The sequence below is a fragment of the Parasutterella sp. genome (genome assembly GCF_057870745.1).
Window position 1 is genome coordinate 1 of the sequence record NZ_DBMALT010000031.1, and the last position, 21,702, is coordinate 21,702.

At 51.5% G+C, this 21,702-nt stretch carries 17 protein-coding genes and 1 pseudogene; 11 read left to right on the forward strand and 7 right to left on the reverse strand.

What is annotated here, in order from left to right:
• Positions 1–105: 105 nt before the first annotated feature.
• From ACZND6_RS08980 to ACZND6_RS09000, 5 genes are all read right to left on the reverse strand, one after another.
• Positions 106–3,039: a DUF748 domain-containing protein gene (locus ACZND6_RS08980; RefSeq protein WP_489524588.1), complete on the reverse strand. Its 2,934-nt coding sequence runs from the start codon at positions 3,037–3,039 to the stop codon at positions 106–108.
• Between the two features lie 54 nt (positions 3,040–3,093).
• On the reverse strand, positions 3,094–3,753 hold the full coding sequence (locus tag ACZND6_RS08985; protein WP_008810796.1) for an HAD family hydrolase: 660 nt from the start codon (positions 3,751–3,753) through the stop codon (positions 3,094–3,096).
• Between the two features lie 54 nt (positions 3,754–3,807).
• Complete coding sequence (locus ACZND6_RS08990) at positions 3,808–4,446, reverse strand: OmpA family protein (RefSeq protein ID WP_083769645.1); 639 nt, start codon at positions 4,444–4,446, stop codon at positions 3,808–3,810.
• 89 nt (positions 4,447–4,535) lie between these two features.
• Positions 4,536–5,876 (reverse strand): amidohydrolase family protein, encoded by a 1,341-nt coding sequence (locus ACZND6_RS08995; RefSeq protein ID WP_293738160.1) that lies wholly within the window; start codon positions 5,874–5,876, stop codon positions 4,536–4,538.
• A 19-nt stretch (positions 5,877–5,895) separates the two neighbouring features.
• Complete coding sequence (locus ACZND6_RS09000) at positions 5,896–6,195, reverse strand: HigA family addiction module antitoxin (protein WP_008863400.1); 300 nt, start codon at positions 6,193–6,195, stop codon at positions 5,896–5,898.
• A 147-nt stretch (positions 6,196–6,342) separates the two neighbouring features.
• Here ACZND6_RS09000 and gyrA point away from each other — a divergent pair, with 147 nt between their 5' ends.
• The 11 genes and pseudogenes from gyrA to htpX all read left to right on the forward strand — a co-directional run bounded on the left by gyrA (position 6,343) and on the right by htpX (position 19,788).
• On the forward strand, positions 6,343–9,210 hold the full coding sequence (gyrA, locus tag ACZND6_RS09005) for a DNA gyrase subunit A (RefSeq protein ID WP_279125601.1): 2,868 nt from the start codon (positions 6,343–6,345) through the stop codon (positions 9,208–9,210).
• Complete coding sequence (serC, locus tag ACZND6_RS09010; RefSeq protein ID WP_008863398.1) at positions 9,194–10,261, forward strand: 3-phosphoserine/phosphohydroxythreonine transaminase; 1,068 nt, start codon at positions 9,194–9,196, stop codon at positions 10,259–10,261. The genes gyrA and serC overlap by 17 nt, the downstream gene beginning before the upstream one ends.
• A 10-nt stretch (positions 10,262–10,271) precedes the next feature.
• Positions 10,272–11,393 carry a prephenate dehydratase gene (gene pheA / locus ACZND6_RS09015; RefSeq protein WP_293738164.1) on the forward strand — a complete coding sequence of 374 codons (1,122 nt, stop codon included), beginning with the start codon at positions 10,272–10,274 and terminating at the stop codon, positions 11,391–11,393.
• On the forward strand, positions 11,390–12,517 hold the full coding sequence (gene hisC / locus ACZND6_RS09020) for a histidinol-phosphate transaminase (protein WP_283388047.1): 1,128 nt from the start codon (positions 11,390–11,392) through the stop codon (positions 12,515–12,517). The genes pheA and hisC overlap by 4 nt, the downstream gene beginning before the upstream one ends.
• Positions 12,514–13,374: a prephenate dehydrogenase gene (locus tag ACZND6_RS09025; protein WP_418941154.1), complete on the forward strand. Its 861-nt coding sequence runs from the start codon at positions 12,514–12,516 to the stop codon at positions 13,372–13,374. The genes hisC and ACZND6_RS09025 overlap by 4 nt, the downstream gene beginning before the upstream one ends.
• Positions 13,375–13,385: 11 nt before the next feature.
• Positions 13,386–14,681 (forward strand): 3-phosphoshikimate 1-carboxyvinyltransferase, encoded by a 1,296-nt coding sequence (gene aroA, locus ACZND6_RS09030; protein WP_370748603.1) that lies wholly within the window; start codon positions 13,386–13,388, stop codon positions 14,679–14,681.
• The gene (gene cmk, locus ACZND6_RS09035) at positions 14,681–15,343 is read left to right on the forward strand and encodes a (d)CMP kinase (protein WP_489524589.1); all 663 of its coding nucleotides are present in this window, start codon (positions 14,681–14,683) and stop codon (positions 15,341–15,343) included. Before aroA ends, cmk begins: the two co-directional genes overlap by 1 nt.
• 93 nt (positions 15,344–15,436) lie before the next feature.
• Positions 15,437–17,131: a 30S ribosomal protein S1 gene (gene rpsA, locus ACZND6_RS09040; RefSeq protein ID WP_008810807.1), complete on the forward strand. Its 1,695-nt coding sequence runs from the start codon at positions 15,437–15,439 to the stop codon at positions 17,129–17,131.
• 17 nt (positions 17,132–17,148) lie between these two features.
• A pseudogene (locus tag ACZND6_RS09045) lies at positions 17,149–17,433 on the forward strand (integration host factor subunit beta); the annotation flags it as partial.
• Positions 17,434–17,597: 164 nt separating this feature from the next.
• Entirely contained in the window at positions 17,598–18,767 is a 1,170-nt protein-coding gene (locus tag ACZND6_RS09050) for a lipopolysaccharide assembly protein LapB (protein WP_489524590.1), read from the forward strand.
• A gap of 124 nt (positions 18,768–18,891) precedes the next feature.
• Positions 18,892–19,788 carry a protease HtpX gene (gene htpX, locus ACZND6_RS09055; protein WP_293738181.1) on the forward strand — a complete coding sequence of 299 codons (897 nt, stop codon included), beginning with the start codon at positions 18,892–18,894 and terminating at the stop codon, positions 19,786–19,788.
• Between the two features lie 86 nt (positions 19,789–19,874).
• Here the strand turns inward: htpX and ACZND6_RS09060 are convergent, their stop codons facing one another.
• Both ACZND6_RS09060 and ACZND6_RS09065 read right to left on the reverse strand, forming a co-directional pair.
• Positions 19,875–20,201: a helix-turn-helix domain-containing protein gene (locus tag ACZND6_RS09060; RefSeq protein WP_008810811.1), complete on the reverse strand. Its 327-nt coding sequence runs from the start codon at positions 20,199–20,201 to the stop codon at positions 19,875–19,877.
• 105 nt (positions 20,202–20,306) lie between these two features.
• A complete protein-coding gene (locus ACZND6_RS09065; RefSeq protein ID WP_489524591.1) occupies positions 20,307–21,698 on the reverse strand; it encodes an MATE family efflux transporter in 1,392 nt (463 codons plus the stop codon).
• Positions 21,699–21,702 lie beyond the last annotated feature (4 nt).

Below are 21,702 nucleotides of genomic sequence, written 5' to 3' on the forward strand. Positions count from 1 at the left end.
TTGCAGTGAAAAAATAAAAGATTTTTACTTTTATTTTTTTTGATTTTCTTACTCTCAAATTCGCACTGTTTTACAACTCTCAAAATCGTATTTGCTTAGCAAAGATTAATCTTGCAGACCCAAGGCAACACCTGGCACAACTTGATCGCCGCGCTGAGTCTCGGATGTCGAAATAAACAGTCGATCCGCAGCGACTTTTTCTTTCTGAATCAAGTAGTTCCTTACGGTTGCAGCTCGGCGGTCGGCCAACTGCTTCAGATCGGCAGTGGCTACACGCTGGTTCTTCATGAGGAAGGCTTTCATCTGCTCAATATCGGCATTCTTTGGTCTGTTCGGCGCAGTCGATTCGCTGTAGAGCTGTTTAATCGCCTTATCGATTTGTGCAGCCGTCAAAACCTTCGCATTCGTCGCGGAAGTTGTGTCGCGATAAATGGCATAACGCATATCTCGCATCAGCAGTTGTTCTTTCAAACCTTCGCCGTCTTCCTTTTCAGAAGCCATACCGATGATTTGAATCTTGATGCCCGGACGATCCTGCATAGCTTTCGCCACGATGTTGAGGGCCTTGATCGTCTTTTCATCTAAACGAGCGCTGCCGCTGGCAAACTGCAGGTTGTTCAAATCCATGTCTTCGCCGCCGAACATCGAGCCGATAAGTGCGAACGGAGCAGTAACGGCTTTACTGATCAGGTTTACAATGACTTTGACAATAATGCCGCCGACCGAGAATTCGGGATCATCTAAGGAGCCCGAGACCGGAATATTCAAATCGATCTGTCCCTGACGATCCTGCAGAAGAGAAACCGCCAAGCCGACCGGTAAAGCGTCCTTCGCATCAGGAACCTGCGAACCGAATTCAAGTTTATTGATCACAAGTGCATTTTCGCTGGTGAGTTTATCTTGATTGATGTCAAAGGCGCCCTTGTAAGTTAACAGACCTTTTTCAATCGGATGACCGGTGAATTTAGCCGAGAACGGAGAGAAGGCCGGCAGCGACAGTGAGGTCACTTCGCCTTTCATCGCGAGTTTGAGCTTCGATTCAAACGGATTGATCGTGCCGGAAATATTCATCGGCGTGCCGTTCAACAGACCCTTCACATCCACGGTGGCATTGCCTTTGGTCGTCGTGGAGTAATTGCTCAAAGAGCCGGCAAGGTTGGAGGCATTGAGCTTGAAAGTAGGCTCAATACTGTTGTCCGTGTAGCGTACACGGCCGTCTGTCAGCGTGATCTTTCCGACATTGATGGCCGGAGCAGAAGATGAGCCGGAACTTGCCTGAGCTTTAGACTGGGGCTTAGAAGCGGCCGGCTTGTCCGTCGTAGCTGCAGGCGCCGGAGCGTTGCTCGGAGTGCCTAAGGAAGCCAAGTTAATGCTTCCGTTTTTGTTCATGACGACATTCACGTTAGGCGACGTAAGCGCAATGGTGCCAAGTGAAATTTGCAGTGGAGAAAGTCCCGAAACACTAATACCGCCAACGGCAAGATTCTTAAGCGAAACAGCTGCTGCGCCTTGTTTGTCTGTCACGTTCAGCGATGCAACATCTGCATTGCCGGTGTAAGAGAAGGAAACGTCTTTGGCTAGATTTAGCTTGAGTTCACCCTTGTTGCTGAACGTACCTTGCGTGACGTGGGCGCTGGAATACTGAGAAATATACGGAGTCAGATCAGCAATGGATAATCCGCTGCTCTGCAGATTCAGATCCATGCTGAAGGGCGTGATAACTATCCCGCCGTTTGCTTGGATATGACCGCCGATAGCGCCGACGGAGGCATCGATAGAAGTCCGAGTGCCGTTTTTACCGTTAATCGGGGCGAGCGAGACATTAACGTTCGTAACCGGACGTTTGAAATTATTGGTGGTATCCGTGAAGTTGATCATTCCGTTGCGGACGCTGACCTTATCAATGTTCCAGGTCCAATCGTTCGGCGTCTTCTTTTCGTCTTCTGGAAGGGTTGCTTTTTCCTTAGCTTCCTTCGCGTCTTGTTTAGCCTGGGCCTTTTGTTCCTTAACGATATGCGTCAGCAGTTGGACCAAATTCAGGCTGTCTTTGTCTCTAATAACAACAACTGAAGGATTATGAATCTGGATTTCTCCAATATCCAGATTCTGGCGGAAGAAAGCAAACTCTTTCAAGTTTGCATCGATCTCTTTGACGCCGATGATTTGATAGGCTTTACCGAGCTCGTCTTCGAGGCCCACGTCTTTCATCTTGACGGTGCCTTTTAGACGCAGATAAGCGTTCTCTTCGCCTTGTTTTTTCTCAAAGTCCAGGTTGAAGGCACAGTCCATTGTGCCCTTGGTAACTTTGACATTCAGAGGAATCGGATTAAAGGAAGCCGCATTCTCCAGGTTTAACCCGGTGACGGTGAAGTTCACTCCGGTTTTTTTGCCTGGTGTAAACGGAACACTCTCGGCATTGATGGCGAAAGGCTCGCCGTTGAAATTGAATTTCAGGTCAGGCGTGATAGGAACGTCGACGTCGTTTTGGAAATTAGAGATGAGGGGCAGGGCAAAGTTAAGGTCGGTAACCTTATCAACCTTGTGTCTGAACTTGTCATCAAGCGTGATTGAAGAGTTCGTCAGCTTGATGTTGCCGATAGAAAACTGCAGCGGCTTGTCATCCTTCTTCTCTTCTTCCGGTGAAGTCGGCATTTCCTGAATGCGTTGGATGATGTCGCTGAAGTTAAAAGTGTCCAGCCCCGTACGGATTACGGTGCTGTTGAGGCCGTCAATCGTGATGTACTGCACCAAAGGAGACAGTTTGAAAAGAGAATCCCACAGAACTTTGGTTTGCAGAGATCCGACGGAAAGCAAAGCCGGCTCTCCGTCTTTTTGGACGTTCAGTCCCTTAACAGAAAACTGCAGTGTGAAAGGATTGAATTTAACTTCCTGCGTTGTGATCGTGCGCCCGACAATCGGTTCGGCGTATTTTTTAAGCGCCCAGTTCACTCCGTAAGGGACACCAAGGAAGCCGCCGGCTGTGTAGGCGGCTGCCAAGGCTCCGATGATTCCGGTTGTTATCCAAAGTTTTTTGCCCATATCGTTCCCTCGCTTAGCGGAATAAAAAGACTTCCGACATAGGCAAAAGTATGACTACTTTGTAAGCTTGATCTCTAAAATTTCGCTCGGATTGTGCACAATGAGATCTGCGCCCCACAGCTCGACAGGCTGCGGTGAACCGAGATATCCCCATTTCACGGCAACCGAGAAAACGTTAGCTTCGTTGGCTGCATCAATATCTCGTTTGTCGTCGCCGGCATAAATGGCCTCAGAAGCTTTCGCGTCAATGCTTTTCAGAGCAAAAAGAATCGGTTCGGGGTTCGGTTTGGAAACTTTGAGCGTGTCCCCGCACACGACCACAGCTGGTTCGAGCTTATGGAATTTGATTAAAGGATGAACAAAGCGGGCGTGCTTGTTGGTAATGATGCCCCAGCTTGCTCCTTGAGCTTTGATGTTGTCAATCATTTTCGGAACGCCTTCAAAAAGATGAGAGTGCTCCGCCATATGGGCTTCGTAATAGTCCAAAAACTCTTTGACCATTTCAGCGTAGCCAGGATCATCCGGGTGGATGCCGAAAGCCGCACCAAGAAGGCCTCGTGCGCCGCTGGATGCGGTTTTGCGAAGCGTCTCAAAGGGGAGGGGCGTCAAACCTCGGACTTCTCGAAGATGATTAGCCGCTGCCGCTAGATCCGGCGCAGAATCCAGCAATGTGCCGTCAAGATCAAATAAATAAACGTTGGGATGTTCGGTCATGACAAAAAGAAAGGGGTCGCAAACGACCCCTTTTTTACAAGTTAATGCAATAGATTACTTGTTGCGTGTGCCCTTAACTTCGATAACGGCACGACGGTTCGGCTGCAGGCATTCGATCAACTGTTTGAATGTCTTGATTTCGCCCTTAGCAGAAGGATTCGGGCAGTTGACGACAGGGTCAGCCTGGCCTTTGCCTTCGGCGTGGATACGAGCAGCAGGAACGCCGTGTTCAGCCAAGAAAGTCTTGACGGCGTCTGCACGACGCTGAGACAGTTTCTGGTTGTAGGCAGCACCGCCGATACGGTCGGCGTAGCCATTGATCATGACAACGTCAAGTGTCAAGCCGGACATACGGCTTGTGAGTTCTGTCAACTTGGCGATGCCTTCGGGTTTCAGAACGGCTTTGTTGAAGGCGAAGAGTGTGTCGGCAGAAAGAGTAACTCTTTCTGCGCCGGCTTCGCACTTAATAATGTCTGTGTCGCACTGGCAGTTCTGGCCAAGAGCGCCCTGGGCTTCTGCCAGAGCAGGAGTCCAATAGCCGGTGCGGACGCACAGGCCGAAATTAGTCATCAATGTTTGGCCGGCTGCCTGAACATAAGGATTAGCAGGGGCATCAGCTGCGCAAACAGCACCGGAAGCAGCTAACGCTACAGAAGCGATAAGCATTCCGAATTTTGTCTTTGTATTCATCATTTTCCTCTTTTGATGCAGTAAAACCACACAACATACGGCAAATTCAGGGATCGGCCGCTATGCATTCCGAGTGTATAACCACCGGTCCGCTAATTAAAATCGTCCCGTAGTATCTCACACACCCTATTCTGCCACGACATGATATTACTTTTTGTAAGTAACTTGCCCCGATCAGGCCTAAGTAATTTTTCCTGTTGTATATTTGCAACAAGGGAACCGCTCACCCAAACCTGATGTACGCATTGTGCTTCAACCGCGTAAATAACGTTTGATAACACATCCAAAACGGGCATAGTTACAAGCTGTGACATGTCAATGACAGCTAGGTCCGCGAGCTTCCCAACTGCAAGGGAGCCCACGTCACAATGCAATTTTAACGCGTTAGCTCCGTTTATTGTTGCCATACGAATAATTTGATTGACCGTGAGCTCCGTCGGGTCTTGAGAAAATCCCTTAGCGATGAGACCTGCCGTCCGCATTTGCTCGAACATGCTCAGAGAGCAGGCGCTCGCTGCACCGTCGGTTCCCAAGGCAACGTTGACGCCGGCCTTTAAAAGTTTGACGACGGGACTTGCGCCGCAGCCGAGCCGCATATTGCTCACGGGACAGTGGACGACGGATGCGCCGCTTTCGGCGAGCAGTTCGATGTCGCGGTCGGAAAGAGCAACACAGTGCACGGCAATCGTCCGTTCATTCAGGCAGCCTAATTTGGCCAAATATTCCACCGGAGAGCACCCGAATTCTTTTATGGCGTTCTGTCTTTCTTCTTCGGTCTCGGAGAGATGAATCTGCCAGGTTGTGTCCAGCTCTTCGGCTAACCGCATGGATGCCTGCAAAGCTTCCGCAGTGACGGAATAGGGAGCATGCGGTGCAATATTGATAGAAAGGCCGGGATCGTCTTTGTGACGTGCGGCGAGTGCTCGGGCGCCGCTCAAAGCATCTTCTTCTCCTTTGTACTCAGCATTCGGGTACTTGATTACAAACGCACCCTGAACGACACGCAGTCCGACTTCTCTCAGCGCTTTGGCAGCAGAATCCGGGAAGAAATACATGTCATGGCACGTCGTTGTACCTCCTCGGAGCATTTCAGCGCCTCCGAGCAGGGCACCGTCATAGACGAATTCCGGACTCATCAGCTGCCCTTCAATGGGCCAAATGCATTTGGTGAGCCAGTTAGGCGTTGTGAGATCAGGGCCCACGCAGCGGAGAAGATTCATGGAAGCATGGGTATGGCAGTTCACAAAGCCTGGCATAACCACGTTATCGGGGAGCTCAAAGACTTCTTTGGCTTCAACGTTCTTGAGATCTGCAGGCGGGATCAGCGCGGCAATTCTTCCGTTTTCAATTGCCAGGCCATAGTTCTCCAGAACTTCAGTGTCGCCCTCAAGCGGAATGATCCAGCGGGGAAGAAGGAGTTTTTCGGTCTGCATATTCTTCTCCTATTAGAAATTAGAGGTTTTTCGGTTGAAACGGCTGAATGGCGTCCAACTCTTCCTTCATTAGCGCCTTTTGCTTTGCCAAATCATAGACCGCCTGCAGCTCGAGCCAAAAGATTTCTTCTAGGCCGAAGTATTTCGAAAGCCGCAGCGCAGTGTCCGGTGTGATAGCGCGCTCTCCGGCAATAATTTGACTCAGGCGCGTCTGAGGAACGTGAATGTCTTTTGCGACTCGGTAAACGGAAAGTTTTAGAGGCTCAAGAAACATGGTCTTGAGAACCATGCCGGGGTGCAATGCTTCCAGATTTTTCATAGTAACGCCTCTCGATAGTATCGGATTACGATAGCACACTAAAAACGATTTATAAGCGTTTTGAGGCACAGAGCTGTTAAGTCCACTAAAATTGACGGGTTATTTTTACAGTCCGTTAGCCCGGACGCATTAAGAAGGATTTGTTAGATGGCTGACAACGACCACAACAACGAAAACGAAAAAGACAAAGAAGAGCAGGAGCAGGACATCTCTGATGAGACCGGTTCTGAGACACTCGAGAATCAGGCTGAAGAGTCCGGCGACGCCGGGGAGGGCGAGAAAAAGAAAAGTCGCTCCCGCAGCCGCCGCGAGAACACGCCTGACTGGAATCTCATTCGCCAGCAGGTAAATAAGGCCGAGCCGATTTCTCTGGAAGATGAAATGAAGCGCTCCTACCTTGATTACGCGATGAGCGTGATCATGGGCCGAGCACTGCCCGACGTGCGTGACGGTTTAAAACCCGTTCACCGTCGTGTGCTCTTCGCGATGTTCGAATTGAACAACATGTGGAACACACAGCATAAGAAGTCTGCTCGTGTGGTCGGTGACGTGATCGGTAAGTACCATCCTCACGGTGACGCCGCAGCTTACGAAACAATCGTTCGTATGGCTCAGGACTTTTCCATGCGTTATCCGTTGGTCGACGGCCAGGGCAACTTCGGTTCTGTCGACGGTGACGGCGCCGCTGCTATGCGTTACACCGAAGTTCGTTTGAAGAAGCTTTCTTCCGAAATGCTCCGCGGTCTGGATGAAGACGCAGTTGATTTCGCTCCGAACTACGACGGCACGCAGAAAGAGCCGACCGTTCTTCCGACAGTGTTCCCAGAGCTTCTGATCAATGGCTCCGCCGGTATCGCGGTCGGTATGGCAACGAACATTCCTCCGCACAACCTGCGTGAAACCGTGAACGCCTGCTTGCTGGTGCTTCGTAACCCTGAATGCACCATCGACGAAATTATTAAAGTCATGCCGGCTCCGGACTTCCCCACAGGCGGCATTCTTTACGGTTTGTCCGATGTCCATGAGGCCTATCGCACCGGCCGAGGCAAAGCGATTATTCGTGCCAAGACCCACATTGAAGAATGGGACAACGGCAACCGCGAATCCATCATCATCGACGAGATTCCGTATCAGGTCAACAAGCGTCTGCTCCTTGAGAAGATCGCTCAGCTCGTCGCTGAAAAGAAAATTGACGGCATGTCCTTCGTTCGCGACGAATCCGATAAGAACGGTATGCGCGGCGTGATCGAACTGAAGCGCGGCGCCAATGCCAATGTCGTTCTGAACCTTCTTTATAAGAACACCCAGCTGCAGGACAGCTTCGGTATCAACCTGGTGGCGCTTGTCAACGGCCAGCCGAAACAGCTCAACATCAAAGAAATCCTAGTTGAGTTCTTAAGCTTCCGCCGTGAAGTCGTGACTCGCGTCACGATGTTCCGCCGCGATAAAGCTCGCGCCCGCGTGTACCTGGTTGAAGGTCAGGCAATCGCGCTGGCGAACCTTGATGACTTCATCAACATCATCCGTACTTCTGCCAACGCCAAGATTGCCGAGGAAAGACTGCTGGAGCGCGAATGGCCGGCTCATGAAGCCGCCGAGATGATCAAGCGCGCCAACCTTGATAAGAAATTCCTGCGTCCCGAAGACGAAGACATGACGCTCGGCCTCACGGATCAGGAAACCTACCGCTTAAGTTCCATGCAGGCTAAGAACATTCTTCAGATGCGCCTGCAGAGCCTGACCGGCTTGGAACAGGAAAAGATTCACGCAGAATATAAAGAACTCGTGGACACTATTATTGATTTGACCGACATTCTGGCGAAGCCCGAACGCGTCACCGCGATCATTGCCGACAGCCTTGAAACCGTTGCAGCCGAATTCGGCGACGAAAGAAAGACTCAGATTGTTGCCAATGCAGAAAACGTCAAGACAAAAGACCTGATCCCGCTGAGAGAAATGGTCGTAACCCTGACGGATACCGGCTACATCAAGAGCCAGGCTTCGATCGAATACCGCGCTCAGAAACGCGGCGGTCAGGGCAAACGCGCCGCCCAAATGAAGGAAGGCGACATTATTAATCAGCTGTTTGTGGCTACAACGCACGACGTGCTGCTGTGCTTCACCAACAAGGGCCGTCTGCACTGGCTCAACGTTTGGGATGTGCCCGAGGGTTCTTCCTCTTCCAAGGGGCGTCCGATCGTCAATATGCTTGAACTCACGGATGACGAAAAAGTCACTGCCGTTCTGCCGATCTCCGATGAGGATTACGCCAAAGATCTCTATATCTTCATGGCCACTGCTGACGGTACGGTCAAGAAGACACCGATCGGCGACTTCAAGAACCAGAGAAGAGCCGGTATCAACGCCATCAATCTGCTTGAAGGCGACGTTCTGGTCGGTGCTGCCGTGACCGACGGCAAGCATGATGTCATGCTCTTTAGCGACAACGGCAAAGTTGTCCGCTTCTCCGAAGATGAAGTTCGCGCCATGGGCCGTGCCGCAACCGGCGTTCGCGGTATGAGACTCGATGAAGGCCAGAAGGTCATTTCCATGCTGGTCTGCGGCGATGACGAAGACGTGACGGTTCTGACCGCTACTGAGTTCGGCTACGGCAAACGTTCTCCGCTGGCTGAGTACACACGTCACGGCCGCGGCACGAAGGGCATTATTTCGATCCAGACGACCGAGAGAAACGGCAAGGTCGTTTCCGCACTCCTCGTAAAAGAAAACGACGAAATCATTCTGCTGACCTCTACCGGCAAGCTGGTTCGTACCCGTGTCAACGAGATCCGCGTCCTCGGCCGCAACACTCAGGGCGTGACACTCATCTCGATGGAAGAAGGCACCAAGCTCGTAGGTCTTGAGCGCGTGACCGAAAACGATGACGGAGACAATGCTTCCGATAATGCAGCGGTTGAAGCCGAAGTGGTCTCGGAAACGGAGGCAGAAGAAGCCGAACTCGAAGCAAAAGACGAGGCCATCCTCAAGGAAGAAGAAAATGACGAGAATCTTTAATTTTGCGGCCGGCCCTTCGGCCATGCCTTTGCCTGTGCTTGAACAGGCAGCCTCGGAAATGACCGACTGGCACGGTGTCGGATACTCCATTCTGGAGATGAGCCACCGCAGCAAAGAATTCATGGGCATTTATCGCGAAACCGTGGAAATGCTTCGTGAGCTCTACGGTATTCCCGAAGAATATGAAGTCATGTTCGTTCAGGGCGGCGGCCATCTGCAGTTTGCCATGATCCCGCTGAATTTTGCAGTGGGCGGAATCGGCAACTACGCCGTGGACGGCGTTTGGAGCCGCAAAGCTTTTAACGAAGCACAGAAGATCGGCGAGGCTGCCGAAGTTGCCTGCACTGAACTCAGAGCCCCTCGTCAGGACGAACTCGCAGTCACCGACGGCGCTGCTTATCTGTATTACTGCTCCAACGAAACGGTCAACGGCATTCGTTACTGGTATCGCCCGGAAGTCAATGTTCCCTTGATTGCCGATATGTCCAGTGACTTCCTGTCTCAGCCGGTCGATATTTCTAAGTACGGTCTGATCTTTGCCGGTGCTCAGAAGAACTTCGGTCCAGCCGGTCTCACGGTCGTGATCGCCCGAAAGGATCTTTTAGGCCGCGCCGAGTCGACAACGCCGACCATGCTCGACTATCAGACCTATGCGAACTTCGAATCGATGTACAACACACCGCCGACCTTTGCGATCTACATTTCGCACTTGGTCTGCAAGTGGCTGCTTGCCGAAGGCGGCGTCAAGGAAATGGAGAGACGCTCCATTCTGAAGAGTCAGAAGATTTACGACGCGATCGATAACTCGGACGGTTTCTACTACAACAACATTGAAAAGCGGTCCCGCTCCCGCATGAACGTGGTCTTCAATCTGAAGAACGAAGAGCTCAATCAGCTCTTCATTGAAGAAGCGCTTCAGAAGGGCCTGGCCAACATCAAGGGCCATAGAATCGTCGGCGGCATGCGTGCTTCGCTCTACAACGCGGTCAGCGTGGAAGCCGCAGAAGCTCTGGCCGATTACATGAAGGCTTTTGCCGAACGTCACAGCTAAGAGCCGAGCCATGTCTGTCAACGAAGAACTGCTTCCTCTTCGTAATAAGATCGACGGGCTCGATTCCGAGCTCGTCCGCCTGCTCAACGAGCGGGCGGAGGTCGCCAAAGAAATCGGCGAGATCAAGGCTCGGGCCGGTCTCCCGGTTTACCGACCCGAACGCGAAGCGGAAGTTTTAAGAAAGATCTGCGGTAAAAACGAAGGGCCTCTGCCCAATGAATCTTTAGTGGCCATCTGGCGTGAGGTCATGTGCGCCTGCCGCGGCCTTGAGTCCGAACTGAAAGTGGCTTACCTCGGTCCTCGCGGAACGTTCAGCGAACAGGCGATGATTCGTCAGTTCGGCTCCGGTGTGGTCGGAATGCCCTCTGGCAGTATCGAAGAGGTCTTTAGAAAGGTTGAGTCCGGTGATGCCGCCTACGGTATTGTTCCGATAGAGAACTCCACCGAAGGGGCGGTCAACCGCACCATGGACTATCTGCTGAAGACATCGCTCTTCATCGTAGGCGAATGTTCCATTCCGATTCAGCACAACTTGATGACGCGCTCCGGCACGATGGAAGGCATCACTCGCGTCTATTCGCACCCTCAGTCTCTCGGACAATGCGTCCAGTGGCTCAATCGCAATGTGCCTTCTTTAGAAAGACTGACTGCTGAGAGCAACGGAGAGGCTGCGCGTTTGGCTTCCGAGAATCCGGCTTATGCGGCGATTGCCGGTGAAGTCGCGGCAAAGATTTTCGGGCTGCAGATTGTGGCGGCCAATATTCAGGACTCCAACACCAACCGTACGCGTTTCCTGATCTTAGGCCGCGAGCCTGCCGAGCCTTCCGCTAATCCGCAGGAAGATAAGACCTCCCTGATTTTCTCCGTGCCGCATCGAGCCGGTTCGCTTTATCAGGCTTTAAAGCCGTTCGATGATTTCGGTGTGTCCATGATGAGACTGGACTCACGCCCTGCTAAGCGCGGAACGTGGGAATATTTCTTCTACACCGACATTGAGGGCAACATGAGCGAGCCCAAGATTCGAGAAGCTCTGGAGATTTTCCGTGAAGGCTGTGCCTCTCTGAAATGTCTGGGTTCTTATCCGACGGAGAAGAATTTTCGCCGAGCAGATACTAAAGGATCAAATTTATGACCGAAACAACAATTACCACACCTTCTTGGGTGCAGGCTTTAGATAAATATGTTGCAAGCAAACCGATTGAAGACGTTGCGGCTGATTTAGGTCTAAAACCTGAAGAAATCATCATGCTGGTCGCCAACGAGAACCCGAACGGTATGAGTTCTAAGGTTAAAGAGGCGGTTGCAACTGCCGCGTTGAATCTCAACCGTTATCCGGATGCCGACGCCTATCATCTTCAGAAAGCCATCGCAGAAAAATACGGCGTGCCGCAGGATTGGGTTGTGATCGGCAGCGGCTCGAGCGAATTGTTGGGTTTGGCCGCCGAGACCGTTTTGTCCGAAGGTACAACGGCGATTTATCCGCAGTATTCTTTCTCGCTGTATCCGATGGTTGCTCGCTTGTGCGGAGCCGAGACGATTGAAATTCCGTCAACGGGAGACTTCAACGCCGACCTCGACGCAATGGCTGACGCCGTGGATGAGCGCACCCGTTTGATCTTCTTAACGAATCCGAACAACCCGACGGGAACCTACCTTGCCGAGAAAGACATTCTCGACTTCCTGGATAAGATTCCGCCGACGGTGATGGTCTTGTTTGACGAAGCTTATGTCGAGTTTCTCGAGCCCGCACTGCGCTGTGACTCAATGGAAATCGTTCGTCTGCACCCGAATGTGATGGTCGCACGCACTTTCTCCAAGGCTTACGGTTTGGCAGGTGCTCGCGTCGGTTACGGTATCGCTCAGCCGGGACTGCTTTCCATGCTGAACCGCGTTCGTCATCCGTTCAACGTGAATGATCTTTCTCAGATTGCGGCTCTGGCTGCCCTGCAGGATCAGGAGTTTGTCGAGAAGACTCTGGAGGTCAACCGCAAAGGCATCAAGTTCCTTTCCGAGGCTTTTGATGCACTGGGACTCCCGTACATGGGCCTGCACGCTAACTTCATTACCGTCAAAGTCGGACCGCATGCCGACGATATCGTTCAGTACCTGCTGAAAAAAGGCATTATCGTTCGCCGCATGAAGTCTTATGACTTGCCGGAATGGATCCGCGTGTCTGTCGGGACGCCCGAACAGAACGAACGCTTCCTGGAAGTTCTGAAAGAAGCATTAGCTAAGTTCGAGGAGACATCTGCATGAAAATGGCAGTGATCGGCTGCGGCCTCATCGGCGGATCGATGGCGCTCAGTTGGAAAAGAGCCAGGATTGTCGACGAAGTGATTGCTTTCGGACACAATCCGGCCACTCTGCAGAAGGCTTTGGATAAAGGCGCAGCAGATACCGTGACGACTTCGATGGAAGAGGCCGTCAAAGATGCGGACATCGTTGTCAGCGCCGTTCCCGTGGAGGCGATGGAATCCGTTTTTACGGAAATGGCTCCGTTCCTTAAGTCTGATGCCGTGGTTACTGATGTCGGATCTACCCGTCAAACCGTGATTGCGGCTGCGCGCAAAGGACTCGGCGATAAGTTTCATCAGTACGCCCCGGCACATCCCATTGCCGGCGGCGAAATGCCGGGCGTGGATTATGCGTCTGCCGATCTTTTTGACGAAAAAGTCGTCATCTCGACGCCGGATGAAGGAATGGATCCGAAGGTCGTTACCTTCATCGAAGAGGCGTGGCGTAAGGCCGGCGCACGCGTGCAGGCTATGAGCCCGCTCCAGCATGACCTGACGTTTGCCTCTGTCAGCCATTTGCCCCATGTCCTGGCTTATGCCTTGGTAGACATGATCGCGAGAGAAGAAAACGCCCAAGAAAAACTCAAGATGGCCGGCGCCGGTTTCAGAGATTTCACGCGTATTGCTTCGAGTTCTCCGGTGATGTGGCGCGACATCTGCCTGTCCAATCGCGAAGCGTTGTCTCACGAGCTCAAACGCTATCGTGCTTCTTTGGACACACTTCAAAAATATATTGATGAGTCCGACGGAAAGGCTTTGGAAAGCGTTTTTGAAAACGCCGTCAGAAACCGTCGCGGCTTAGTCTTCCCCGGAAAATAAGGATAACAACGATGGAAGAAATTTTAAAACTTGATCCGATTATGAAGGTCGGAGGCTCGGTGGACTTACCGGGCTCTAAAAGCATCTCTAACCGAGCACTGCTTTTAGCGGCACTGTCCGAAGGGACAACCGAATTAAATAATTTGCTGGTCGCCGAAGATACGGAAATGATGATCGGCGCACTGGAGACGCTCGGTGTCAAACTCGAAGTTTCCAACGACGGCACAGAAGTGAAAGTGGAAGGCTGCGGCGGCAACTTCCCTGTGAAGAAGGCTGATCTTTTTCTCGGGAATGCCGGTACCGCTATGCGTCCGTTGTCTTCCTCTTTGGCGTTCAGTGGCGGCGAATACGTATTGGACGGCGTCGCTAGAATGCGTCAGCGCCCGATCGCCCATCTTGTAGAAGCATTGAATTCTGTCGGCGGCCGCCTCTCTTATCTCGGAGAGCCGGGATTCCCGCCGATCAAGATTGAACCGGCAACCAGGATTAATAGCGACATTGTCCATGTTCGCGGCGATGTTTCCAGTCAGTTCGTTTCCGGTCTGCTGATGGCCGCTCCGCTGATTGCTCCGGAACAGGGTTTGAGAATCCGCATTGACGGAGAGCTGATCAGCTCTCCGTACGTCTCACTGACGTGCCGCCTGATGGAACGCTTCGGTGTTGAGGTAAAAACTTCCGAAAAAGACTTCCTTGTGCCTCGTACTCCGTACAAAGCACCCGGCGTTTTTGAAGTAGAAGCCGATGCTTCGAGTGCTTCATACTTCCTGGCTCTCGGTGCGCTCGTCGGTCCCCTCAAAATTAACGGTATCGGAGCCGACAGCGTCCAGGGCGATGCAGCCTTCGTCGAATATCTTGTGAAGATGGGCGCCGCGGTGACCCGCGGAGAGAACTGGATCAAGACCGGTCCGAGCCGCTACGGTCATAAACTGCACGGTCTGCAGGCCGATGTTCGTCCGATTCCGGATGCAGCGATGACGTTTGCCGCCATGGCACCGATGTGCGAAGGTCCGACAATCCTTCGAGGCATCTCCAGCTGGAGAGTCAAAGAGACCGATCGTATTGCCGCAATGCGCAACGAGCTTACCAAAGTCGGCTGCAGAGTGGAAAGCACGGACGACATGATCAAAATTACGCCGCCTGTAAAACTCAGAAGCGCTGTTTTTGATACCTACAAGGACCATCGCATGGCGATGTGTATGTCCCTGATTGCTGCAGGAGGCGTGCCCGTTGAGATTCGTGATCCGAACTGCGTGAGAAAAACATTCCCCGATTACTTTGAACGTTTGGCCGGCGTTGTGGAGAAATAATGAGTCAAGTTGATGTCATCGCGATTGACGGACCGGTAGCTTCCGGAAAAGGAAGCGTTTCTTCCGGCGTTGCCAAGGCTTTGGATTTTCATGTGCTGGACAGCGGCGCGCTCTATCGTCTGACGGCTCTGGCCTGCATGAACCAGTGTGTGGATTTGAGCGACGCTGCTGCGGCGGAAAAGGTCGCCCAGTCACTTAACCCGTTGTTTAAGGACGGAAAAATCTATCTGGAAGGCAAAGAGGTTACCGATGCAATCCGTACGGAAGAAGTCGGATTGAATGCAAGCAAAATTGCTGCTTATCCAGGCGTCAGAAAAGCTTTATTTGAACTGCAGAGAAGATCTGCAGTTGCACCCGGCCTTGTGGCTGACGGCCGCGACATGGGAAGCGTGGTTTTTCCCGAAGCTCGGCTGAAAATCTTTTTAACAGCATCGGCTGAGTCGCGTGCAAAAAGACGCTATAACCAGTTGAAAGAAAAAGGAATCTCAAGTAATATTGACGACCTCGTTTCCGACTTGAAGGATCGTGACAGACGTGATATGGAGCGATCTGTGGCACCTTTGAAGCCGGCAGAGGGCGCGCGAATCCTCGATTCGTCCAGCCTTACTCTGCAGGAAACGATCGATCTGGTTCTCGCCTGGTACCGCGAGAGCAAGGCTTGAAAAAGCCTCTTTACCGTGCCCCTGACGCCCATCCGGTCGTCGGGAATTTTTAACCCGTTCTGATTATTTTTATTAGAGCAAACAGTTATTTACATGACCAACACTACTACCAAGCCTACCGAATCCTTTGCCGATTTGTTCGCAGAAAGCCTTGCTAAACAGGAAATGAAGCAGGGTGAAGTTATCCCCGCAGAAGTCGTCCGCGTTGACTACAACTACGTCGTTGTTAACGCCGGCCTCAAGAGCGAATCCTTCATTCCTATCGAAGAATTCAAGAACGACCGCGGCGAAGTCGACGTTAAGGTTGGCGATTTCGTTTCCGTTGCTATCGAAAGCCTCGAAAACGGATATGGCGACACAGTCCTGTCCCGCGATAAGGCCAAGCGCCTGGCTGCCTGGATGAACCTCGAGAAAGCCCTCGAAACCGGCGAACTCGTTACTGGTACTGTTACCGGCAAGGTTAAGGGCGGCTTGACTGTGATGACCAACGGCATCCGTGCATTCCTGCCGGGTTCTTTGGTTGACACACGTCCCGTTAAGGACACAACGCCCTACGAAGGCAAGACCATGGAATTCAAGGTCATCAAGCTTGACCGCAAACGCAACAACGTCGTTCTTTCTCGTCGCGCTGTTGTCGAAGCTTCCATGGGCGAAGAAAGAGCCAAACTCCTTGAAACACTCAAGGAAGGCGCTATCGTCAAGGGTATCGTTAAGAACATCACTGACTACGGTGCATTCGTTGACCTCGGCGGTATCGACGGTCTTCTGCACATCACCGACCTCGCATGGCGCCGCGTTCGTCATCCGAGCGAAGTCCTCGAACAGGGTCAGGAAATCACCGCTAAGGTTCTGAAGTTCGATCAGGAAAAGAACCGTGTTTCTCTCGGTATCAAACAGCTCGGCGAAGATCCTTGGATTGGCATCGCCCGCCGTTACCCGCAGGGCACACGTCTCTTCGGTAAGGTCACCAACATCACCGACTACGGTGCTTTCGTTGAAATCGAAGCCGGTATCGAAGGTCTTGTCCACGTTTCCGAAATGGATTGGACAAACAAGAACGTTGATCCGAAGAAAGTCGTTCAGCTTGGCGAAGAAGTTGAAGTCATGGTCCTCGAAATCGACGAAGAACGTCGTCGTATCTCCCTCGGCATGAAGCAGTGCAAACCCAATCCTTGGGAAGAATTTGCCGCTACACACCAGAAGGGCGACACAGTTAAAGGCCAGATCAAGTCCATCACCGACTTCGGTGTTTTCATCGGCCTTGAAGGCGGCATCGACGGTCTCGTTCACCTCTCCGACCTGTCCTGGACAGAACCCGGTGAAGAAGCCGTTCGCAAGTACAAGAAGGGCGAAGAACTCGAAGCAGTTGTTCTCTCTATCGACGTGGAACGTGAACGTATCTCCCTCGGTGTTAAGCAGATGAGCGGTGACCCGTTCAACAACTTCTGCTCCACACACGAAAAGGGCTCCGTTGTCACCGGTAAAGTGAAGTCCGTTGAAGCCAAGGGTGCTGTTATCGACCTCGGTAACGACACAGAAGGCTATCTGCGCGCCAGCGAAATCGGTCCGGACCGTGTTGAAGACGCTCGCAATGTTCTGAAAGAAGGCGATGAAGTTACAGCCGCGATCACCAACATCGATCGCAAAGCTCGCTCCATCCAGCTGTCCATTCGTGCTAAAGACCAGGCTGAAACTCGTGAAGCCATGGCTAAGATGGAAGAAGACGCCCAGGCCGGTACAACCAACCTCGGCGCTCTCCTGAGAGCTAAGCTCGAACAGAACAAATAATTTATAGCGAGGTTGCAATGACTAAGTCAGAACTCATTGCGCTGCTTGCCGCTGATCCGGCAGTCATCGGAAATCATCTGACCGCTCGCGATGTTGACGATGCTGTTAATTCGATTCTGAATGCTATGACTGCCGCGTTAGCACAAGGCAGCCGGATTGAAATCCGTGGCTTTGGAAGCTTTTCGCTCAATTACCGTCCGCCTCGTGTGGGCCGTAATCCGAAGAGCGGAGATACTGTCGAAGTTCCCGCCAAGATCGTGCCTCACTTCAAGGCCGGTAAGGAAATGCGTGAACGCGTAGACAAGTTGGCTGACGATTAGTCTCGGCTCGGCATAAGTTAGTTGCCCAGGCCCGGTTGTGTAAGCAACCGGGCCGCTTTTTTTCGGTTCTGACGCAATGAGTTGTTCTAGGACAAGGCATTTGCGAATACAATGGATTATTTTTAGAGAAAGCTGCAGGTTATCCTATGGTTTTTGAGCTTTGGTACCTTATATTGGTTCCGCTTCTTTTCGCGGCCGGCTGGTTTGCCCGTTCATTCGACATCAAAGAAAAACAGACGATCGCCAACGAAAAAGACACGCTGTACAAAGGCGTGGACCTTCTTCTCAGCAATAAACAGGACCAGGCCATTGATGCCTTTATCAATCTGGTCAAACTCGATCCGGATACGGTTGAAATGCATTTTTCTCTTGCGGGGCTTTTCCGCCGCCGCGGAGAATTTGACCGCGCAATCAAGATTCATAACGTCTTGGTTAACCGTGAAGATCTGCCGAAGAAGATTCGTTCCAGAGCCCTCTATGAATTGGGCGAAGACTACCTGAAGGCCGGTCTTTGGGATCGCGCCGAAGAGTGCTTCTTAAAGCTTTCTGACACCAGTGAGAGCTATAAAACGATTGCTCGCAAGGAACTTCTGCATATCTACGAAACGGAAAAAGAATGGCAGAAGGCCATTGACGAGGCCAACATTATTCAGCGTCAAAGCGGTGAAGATCAAAGCACGCGTATCGCACAGCTTTACTGCGAACTGACGCAGCAAAATCTCTACTTTAAGAATTTCAAGGGTGCGGCTGAAGCACTCGAAAAAGCCCTTAAAGTAGATCCCAACAATAAGCGCGCCCTGATTATCAAGGGCAAGATGCTCAAGGCAAAGGGCGATATCGACGGTGCCCTGGCGACATGGAAACAAGTCGGTCAGATTTCTCCTGTCTATGGAACGCTTGTTGTCGAACAGATTGCTTCTCTGCTTCTTGAAGCCGGACGCAAAGAAGAGGCCGTTAAATATTTGGAAGACTTGTTTAAGGACGGCTCTACCACCGATGAAGTCGATACCGCAGGTATTCTGCTCGGTAAAGCCGGCAACTCTAAGGAAGCCATTACGCTGATCCAGGAACATCTGAAGACTCAGCCGACCTTGGTGGCCTTTTACCGTTTAATCGATCTGCGTTTGGCCAATGAGCCTGAAAACGAATCGCTAAAGCAGTTGCATGGTTTATTGAAGAATATGCTCAGTAAAGCGGTTCGTTACAAGTGCACAAAATGCGGCTTTGCGACCCGTAAATTCCTGTGGAGATGCCCCGGATGTCATCAGTGGGAAACCTTCCCGCCGGTCCGTCAGGAAAACCTTTCAGGAAAGTAACAGGCTCGCTTGCAACCGCATAATTTGAAACAATTTCATCCAAATTTTGCGGAGCATGGCAGCATGCAATAAATGATAATTAGAGATGAAATAACAACACTTATCCAGGGATTGATCAGTAAATATGTTTAAAAGAATAGGTTTATTCCTCCTGACCAACGTAGCCGTTTTGGTTGTACTCGGAGTTGTTCTCAACATTGTTTCTGCCGTTTTCGGAATCAACTTCTCTAATGTTGCCGGGAAAGGCCAGAGCTATGGGACACTTCTGATATTTGCGGCGATTGTCGGTTTCAGCGGTTCCATCATCTCTTTGCTCATGAGCAAGACGATTGCCAAATCGACGATGGGCGTGCAGATGATTAACGTCAATCATCCGAGCACCAAACTCGAGGCTTGGCTCGTTGACACCGTTCACCATCACTCTCAGAAAGCCGGTATCCCGATGCCGGAAGTCGGTATCTATGAAGGCGAAGCCAATGCTTTCGCAACCGGCGCAACAAAGAATTCTTCCATGGTGGCTGTTTCCACAGGTCTTCTTTCCAGCATGAACAAAGAAGAAGTGGAGGCTGTCCTGGCACATGAGATCGCTCACGTTGCTAACGGCGACATGGTGACCATGACATTGATTCAGGGTGTCACCAACACCTTCGTCGTTTTCCTGTCTCGTATTATCGGTAACTTCGTGGACCGCGGCATTCTCCGCAACGAGGATGATGCTCCCGGTGTCGGTTACTACGTGACTTCCTTCATCCTTGACTTGGTTCTTGGTTTCCTGGCTTCCATGGTTGTGGCCGCTTTCTCCCGTCATCGCGAATTCAGAGCCGATGCCGGTGCCGCAAAGATCATGGGTAGCTCGACTCCGATGATCAACGCCCTGGCTCGTTTGGGCGGTGTTCCGACCGAAGAGCTTCCGGGGGCTGTCAAGGGTTTCGGTATCGCCGGTTCTATCGGCCAGCTGCTCGCTACGCATCCTTCCATTGAAGATCGTATCGCAGCTCTGCGCACACAGAACGCTCATTAATTGACAGACTGATTTCCAATCAAAAAGCCGCCGCAAGGCGGTTTTTTGTTACCCGTGTTGTCTCGTAGGGAACGGAATCGGGCTTTTTAGCAATCGTCGGAATGCTCAAAATTTGCCAATGGAACGACGATCTTTTCTCCTGAAGGAAGATCAACTTGCAGCGAGAGCTTTCCGCCAAGAATGTTCACGTATCTCACGAGATCGGACAATTTGACGTCCAAGGCGTTTCTTTCAATTTTGCTCACGGCAGACTGAGAGAGCTGAAGCTTCCTTGCGACTTCTTGTTGAGTCAAGTTCTGCTCGTATCGAAGTCTTGAGACGGCACACTGCAAAGACATCTGTCTAAATTCTGCTTTAACTTTCTTTCGGAAGGCCGGAGTTTGTGCGGAGAGATATTCTTCTAATGTAGTCATGTTCGATGCTGGCGGCAAATGAATTTTCGATAGCACATGCGAACTGAGGTGCTCATAAGAAAACAGCTCACAAATCGTGAGCTGTTTTCAAAGAGAAAGATCGGATTAACGTAGCCAGACTTTATGACCGTGTGCAAAAGCTCTGGCAACGTAAACGGCGCAAAGCCCGACAATGATACCCGAAAGTGTCAGGCCGATCGTAATGGCAGTCCAGTAACCTGCAGCGCCCATCGGAGCGGGACTTAAATAATCAGTAAAGGTAAGGATGCTTCCTAAACCCAGACCCAAGCCCCAAAGGAAGACACCGTAAATGATCATCGGCAGGAATGTGATTCGGTAGCCGCGCATGGAGAAGCTGCCGACACAGTTAACCGCGTCAAAAACGTGATAGATGGACGCAAAACCGATGAGGTAGGTACTGACCTTAATGACGTCTAAATCGCTCGTGTAGAGGCCTACAAAGAAGTATTTGCAGAAATAGAGCAGGGCAGAAACAAATACCGCTAAGCAAATGCAGAACTTAAGACATTTGTAGGTCGCCATTCTGGCGGTCTCAGGTGAATTGGCACCTAAAGACTGAGAAACCAAGACAGAAGAGGTCACACCGATGGCAAGAGGAGCCATGTAAAAGAGCGAGGTTAAGTTCGCAACGATCTGGTGAGCAGAAACGACGTCGGCGCCTAAACGAGAAATGAAAATCGTCATGAAGGTAAACGATGTCACTTCAAAGAAGGCGGAAAGACCGATCGGAATTCCGAGCTTAAGCAGGTTGGTTAAAGCCTTGCGGTTGGGCATGGAAATTCGCTTCTGGCGCATCTTGGCGTAGAAGCTGTCATAGTGCCAAATGACCCAGTAAAGGAACAAGCTCAGGAACGCATTGATGGTAGAAGAGATCGCACATCCTGCGCCTCCGAAACTCGGAATAAAGGCCCAGCCGAAGATAAAGATGTAATTGGTGACGGCTTTGACGGCCAGCATAGAGAGCGCAATCCACATTGCCACTTTGGGACGGGAAACAGCCGCGTTCATCGCCATATAAGCGCGTCCTGCCATGGCAGCCGGCAGACCGATAGCGTTGATCAGCAGGAAGTTTGTCGCAATTTCTGCAACACGACCGGTGGAGTTTGTCAGCGTCATCCACATCGGCGTATAGCACATCAGGCCCATACCGATGATGGCAAGAAGAATGGCGAGCCAAATAGTTTGGTGAAGCTCGAAGCCGATTCTTTTGTGATGTCCTGCACCGTAGTGGTGGCCGGCGATCGGAGAAAGCCCCTGCATGACGCCGACTAAAGCAACAAAGACCGAGACGGAAACGGCTAAGCCGATGGCAACAGCGGCCAAGTCGGTAGAACCAAGATGGCCGGTCATTAAAGTATCGAGTGTGGCTCCGCCGACAATGGCAACGTTGGAGATCCAAACGGGGAGCGAGAGCTTAATAATTGCCCAATAGGAAGTATCCGGCGGTTGAAGCCGGCTCAAAATTCGAGTTGACATACCA

Coding starts and splice junctions, on each gene's coding strand:
- ACZND6_RS08980 (WP_489524588.1), bottom strand. CDS start 3,039: ATGGGCAAAAAACTTTGGATAACAACCGGAATCATCGGAGCCTTGGCA.
- ACZND6_RS08985 (WP_008810796.1), bottom strand. CDS start 3,753: ATGACCGAACATCCCAACGTTTATTTATTTGATCTTGACGGCACATTG.
- ACZND6_RS08990 (WP_083769645.1), bottom strand. CDS start 4,446: ATGATGAATACAAAGACAAAATTCGGAATGCTTATCGCTTCTGTAGCG.
- ACZND6_RS08995 (WP_293738160.1), bottom strand. CDS start 5,876: ATGCAGACCGAAAAACTCCTTCTTCCCCGCTGGATCATTCCGCTTGAG.
- ACZND6_RS09000 (WP_008863400.1), bottom strand. CDS start 6,195: ATGAAAAATCTGGAAGCATTGCACCCCGGCATGGTTCTCAAGACCATG.
- gyrA (WP_279125601.1), top strand. CDS start 6,343: ATGGCTGACAACGACCACAACAACGAAAACGAAAAAGACAAAGAAGAG.
- serC (WP_008863398.1), top strand. CDS start 9,194: ATGACGAGAATCTTTAATTTTGCGGCCGGCCCTTCGGCCATGCCTTTG.
- pheA (WP_293738164.1), top strand. CDS start 10,272: ATGTCTGTCAACGAAGAACTGCTTCCTCTTCGTAATAAGATCGACGGG.
- hisC (WP_283388047.1), top strand. CDS start 11,390: ATGACCGAAACAACAATTACCACACCTTCTTGGGTGCAGGCTTTAGAT.
- ACZND6_RS09025 (WP_418941154.1), top strand. CDS start 12,514: ATGAAAATGGCAGTGATCGGCTGCGGCCTCATCGGCGGATCGATGGCG.
- aroA (WP_370748603.1), top strand. CDS start 13,386: ATGGAAGAAATTTTAAAACTTGATCCGATTATGAAGGTCGGAGGCTCG.
- cmk (WP_489524589.1), top strand. CDS start 14,681: ATGAGTCAAGTTGATGTCATCGCGATTGACGGACCGGTAGCTTCCGGA.
- rpsA (WP_008810807.1), top strand. CDS start 15,437: ATGACCAACACTACTACCAAGCCTACCGAATCCTTTGCCGATTTGTTC.
- ACZND6_RS09050 (WP_489524590.1), top strand. CDS start 17,598: ATGGTTTTTGAGCTTTGGTACCTTATATTGGTTCCGCTTCTTTTCGCG.
- htpX (WP_293738181.1), top strand. CDS start 18,892: ATGTTTAAAAGAATAGGTTTATTCCTCCTGACCAACGTAGCCGTTTTG.
- ACZND6_RS09060 (WP_008810811.1), bottom strand. CDS start 20,201: ATGACTACATTAGAAGAATATCTCTCCGCACAAACTCCGGCCTTCCGA.
- ACZND6_RS09065 (WP_489524591.1), bottom strand. CDS start 21,698: ATGTCAACTCGAATTTTGAGCCGGCTTCAACCGCCGGATACTTCCTAT.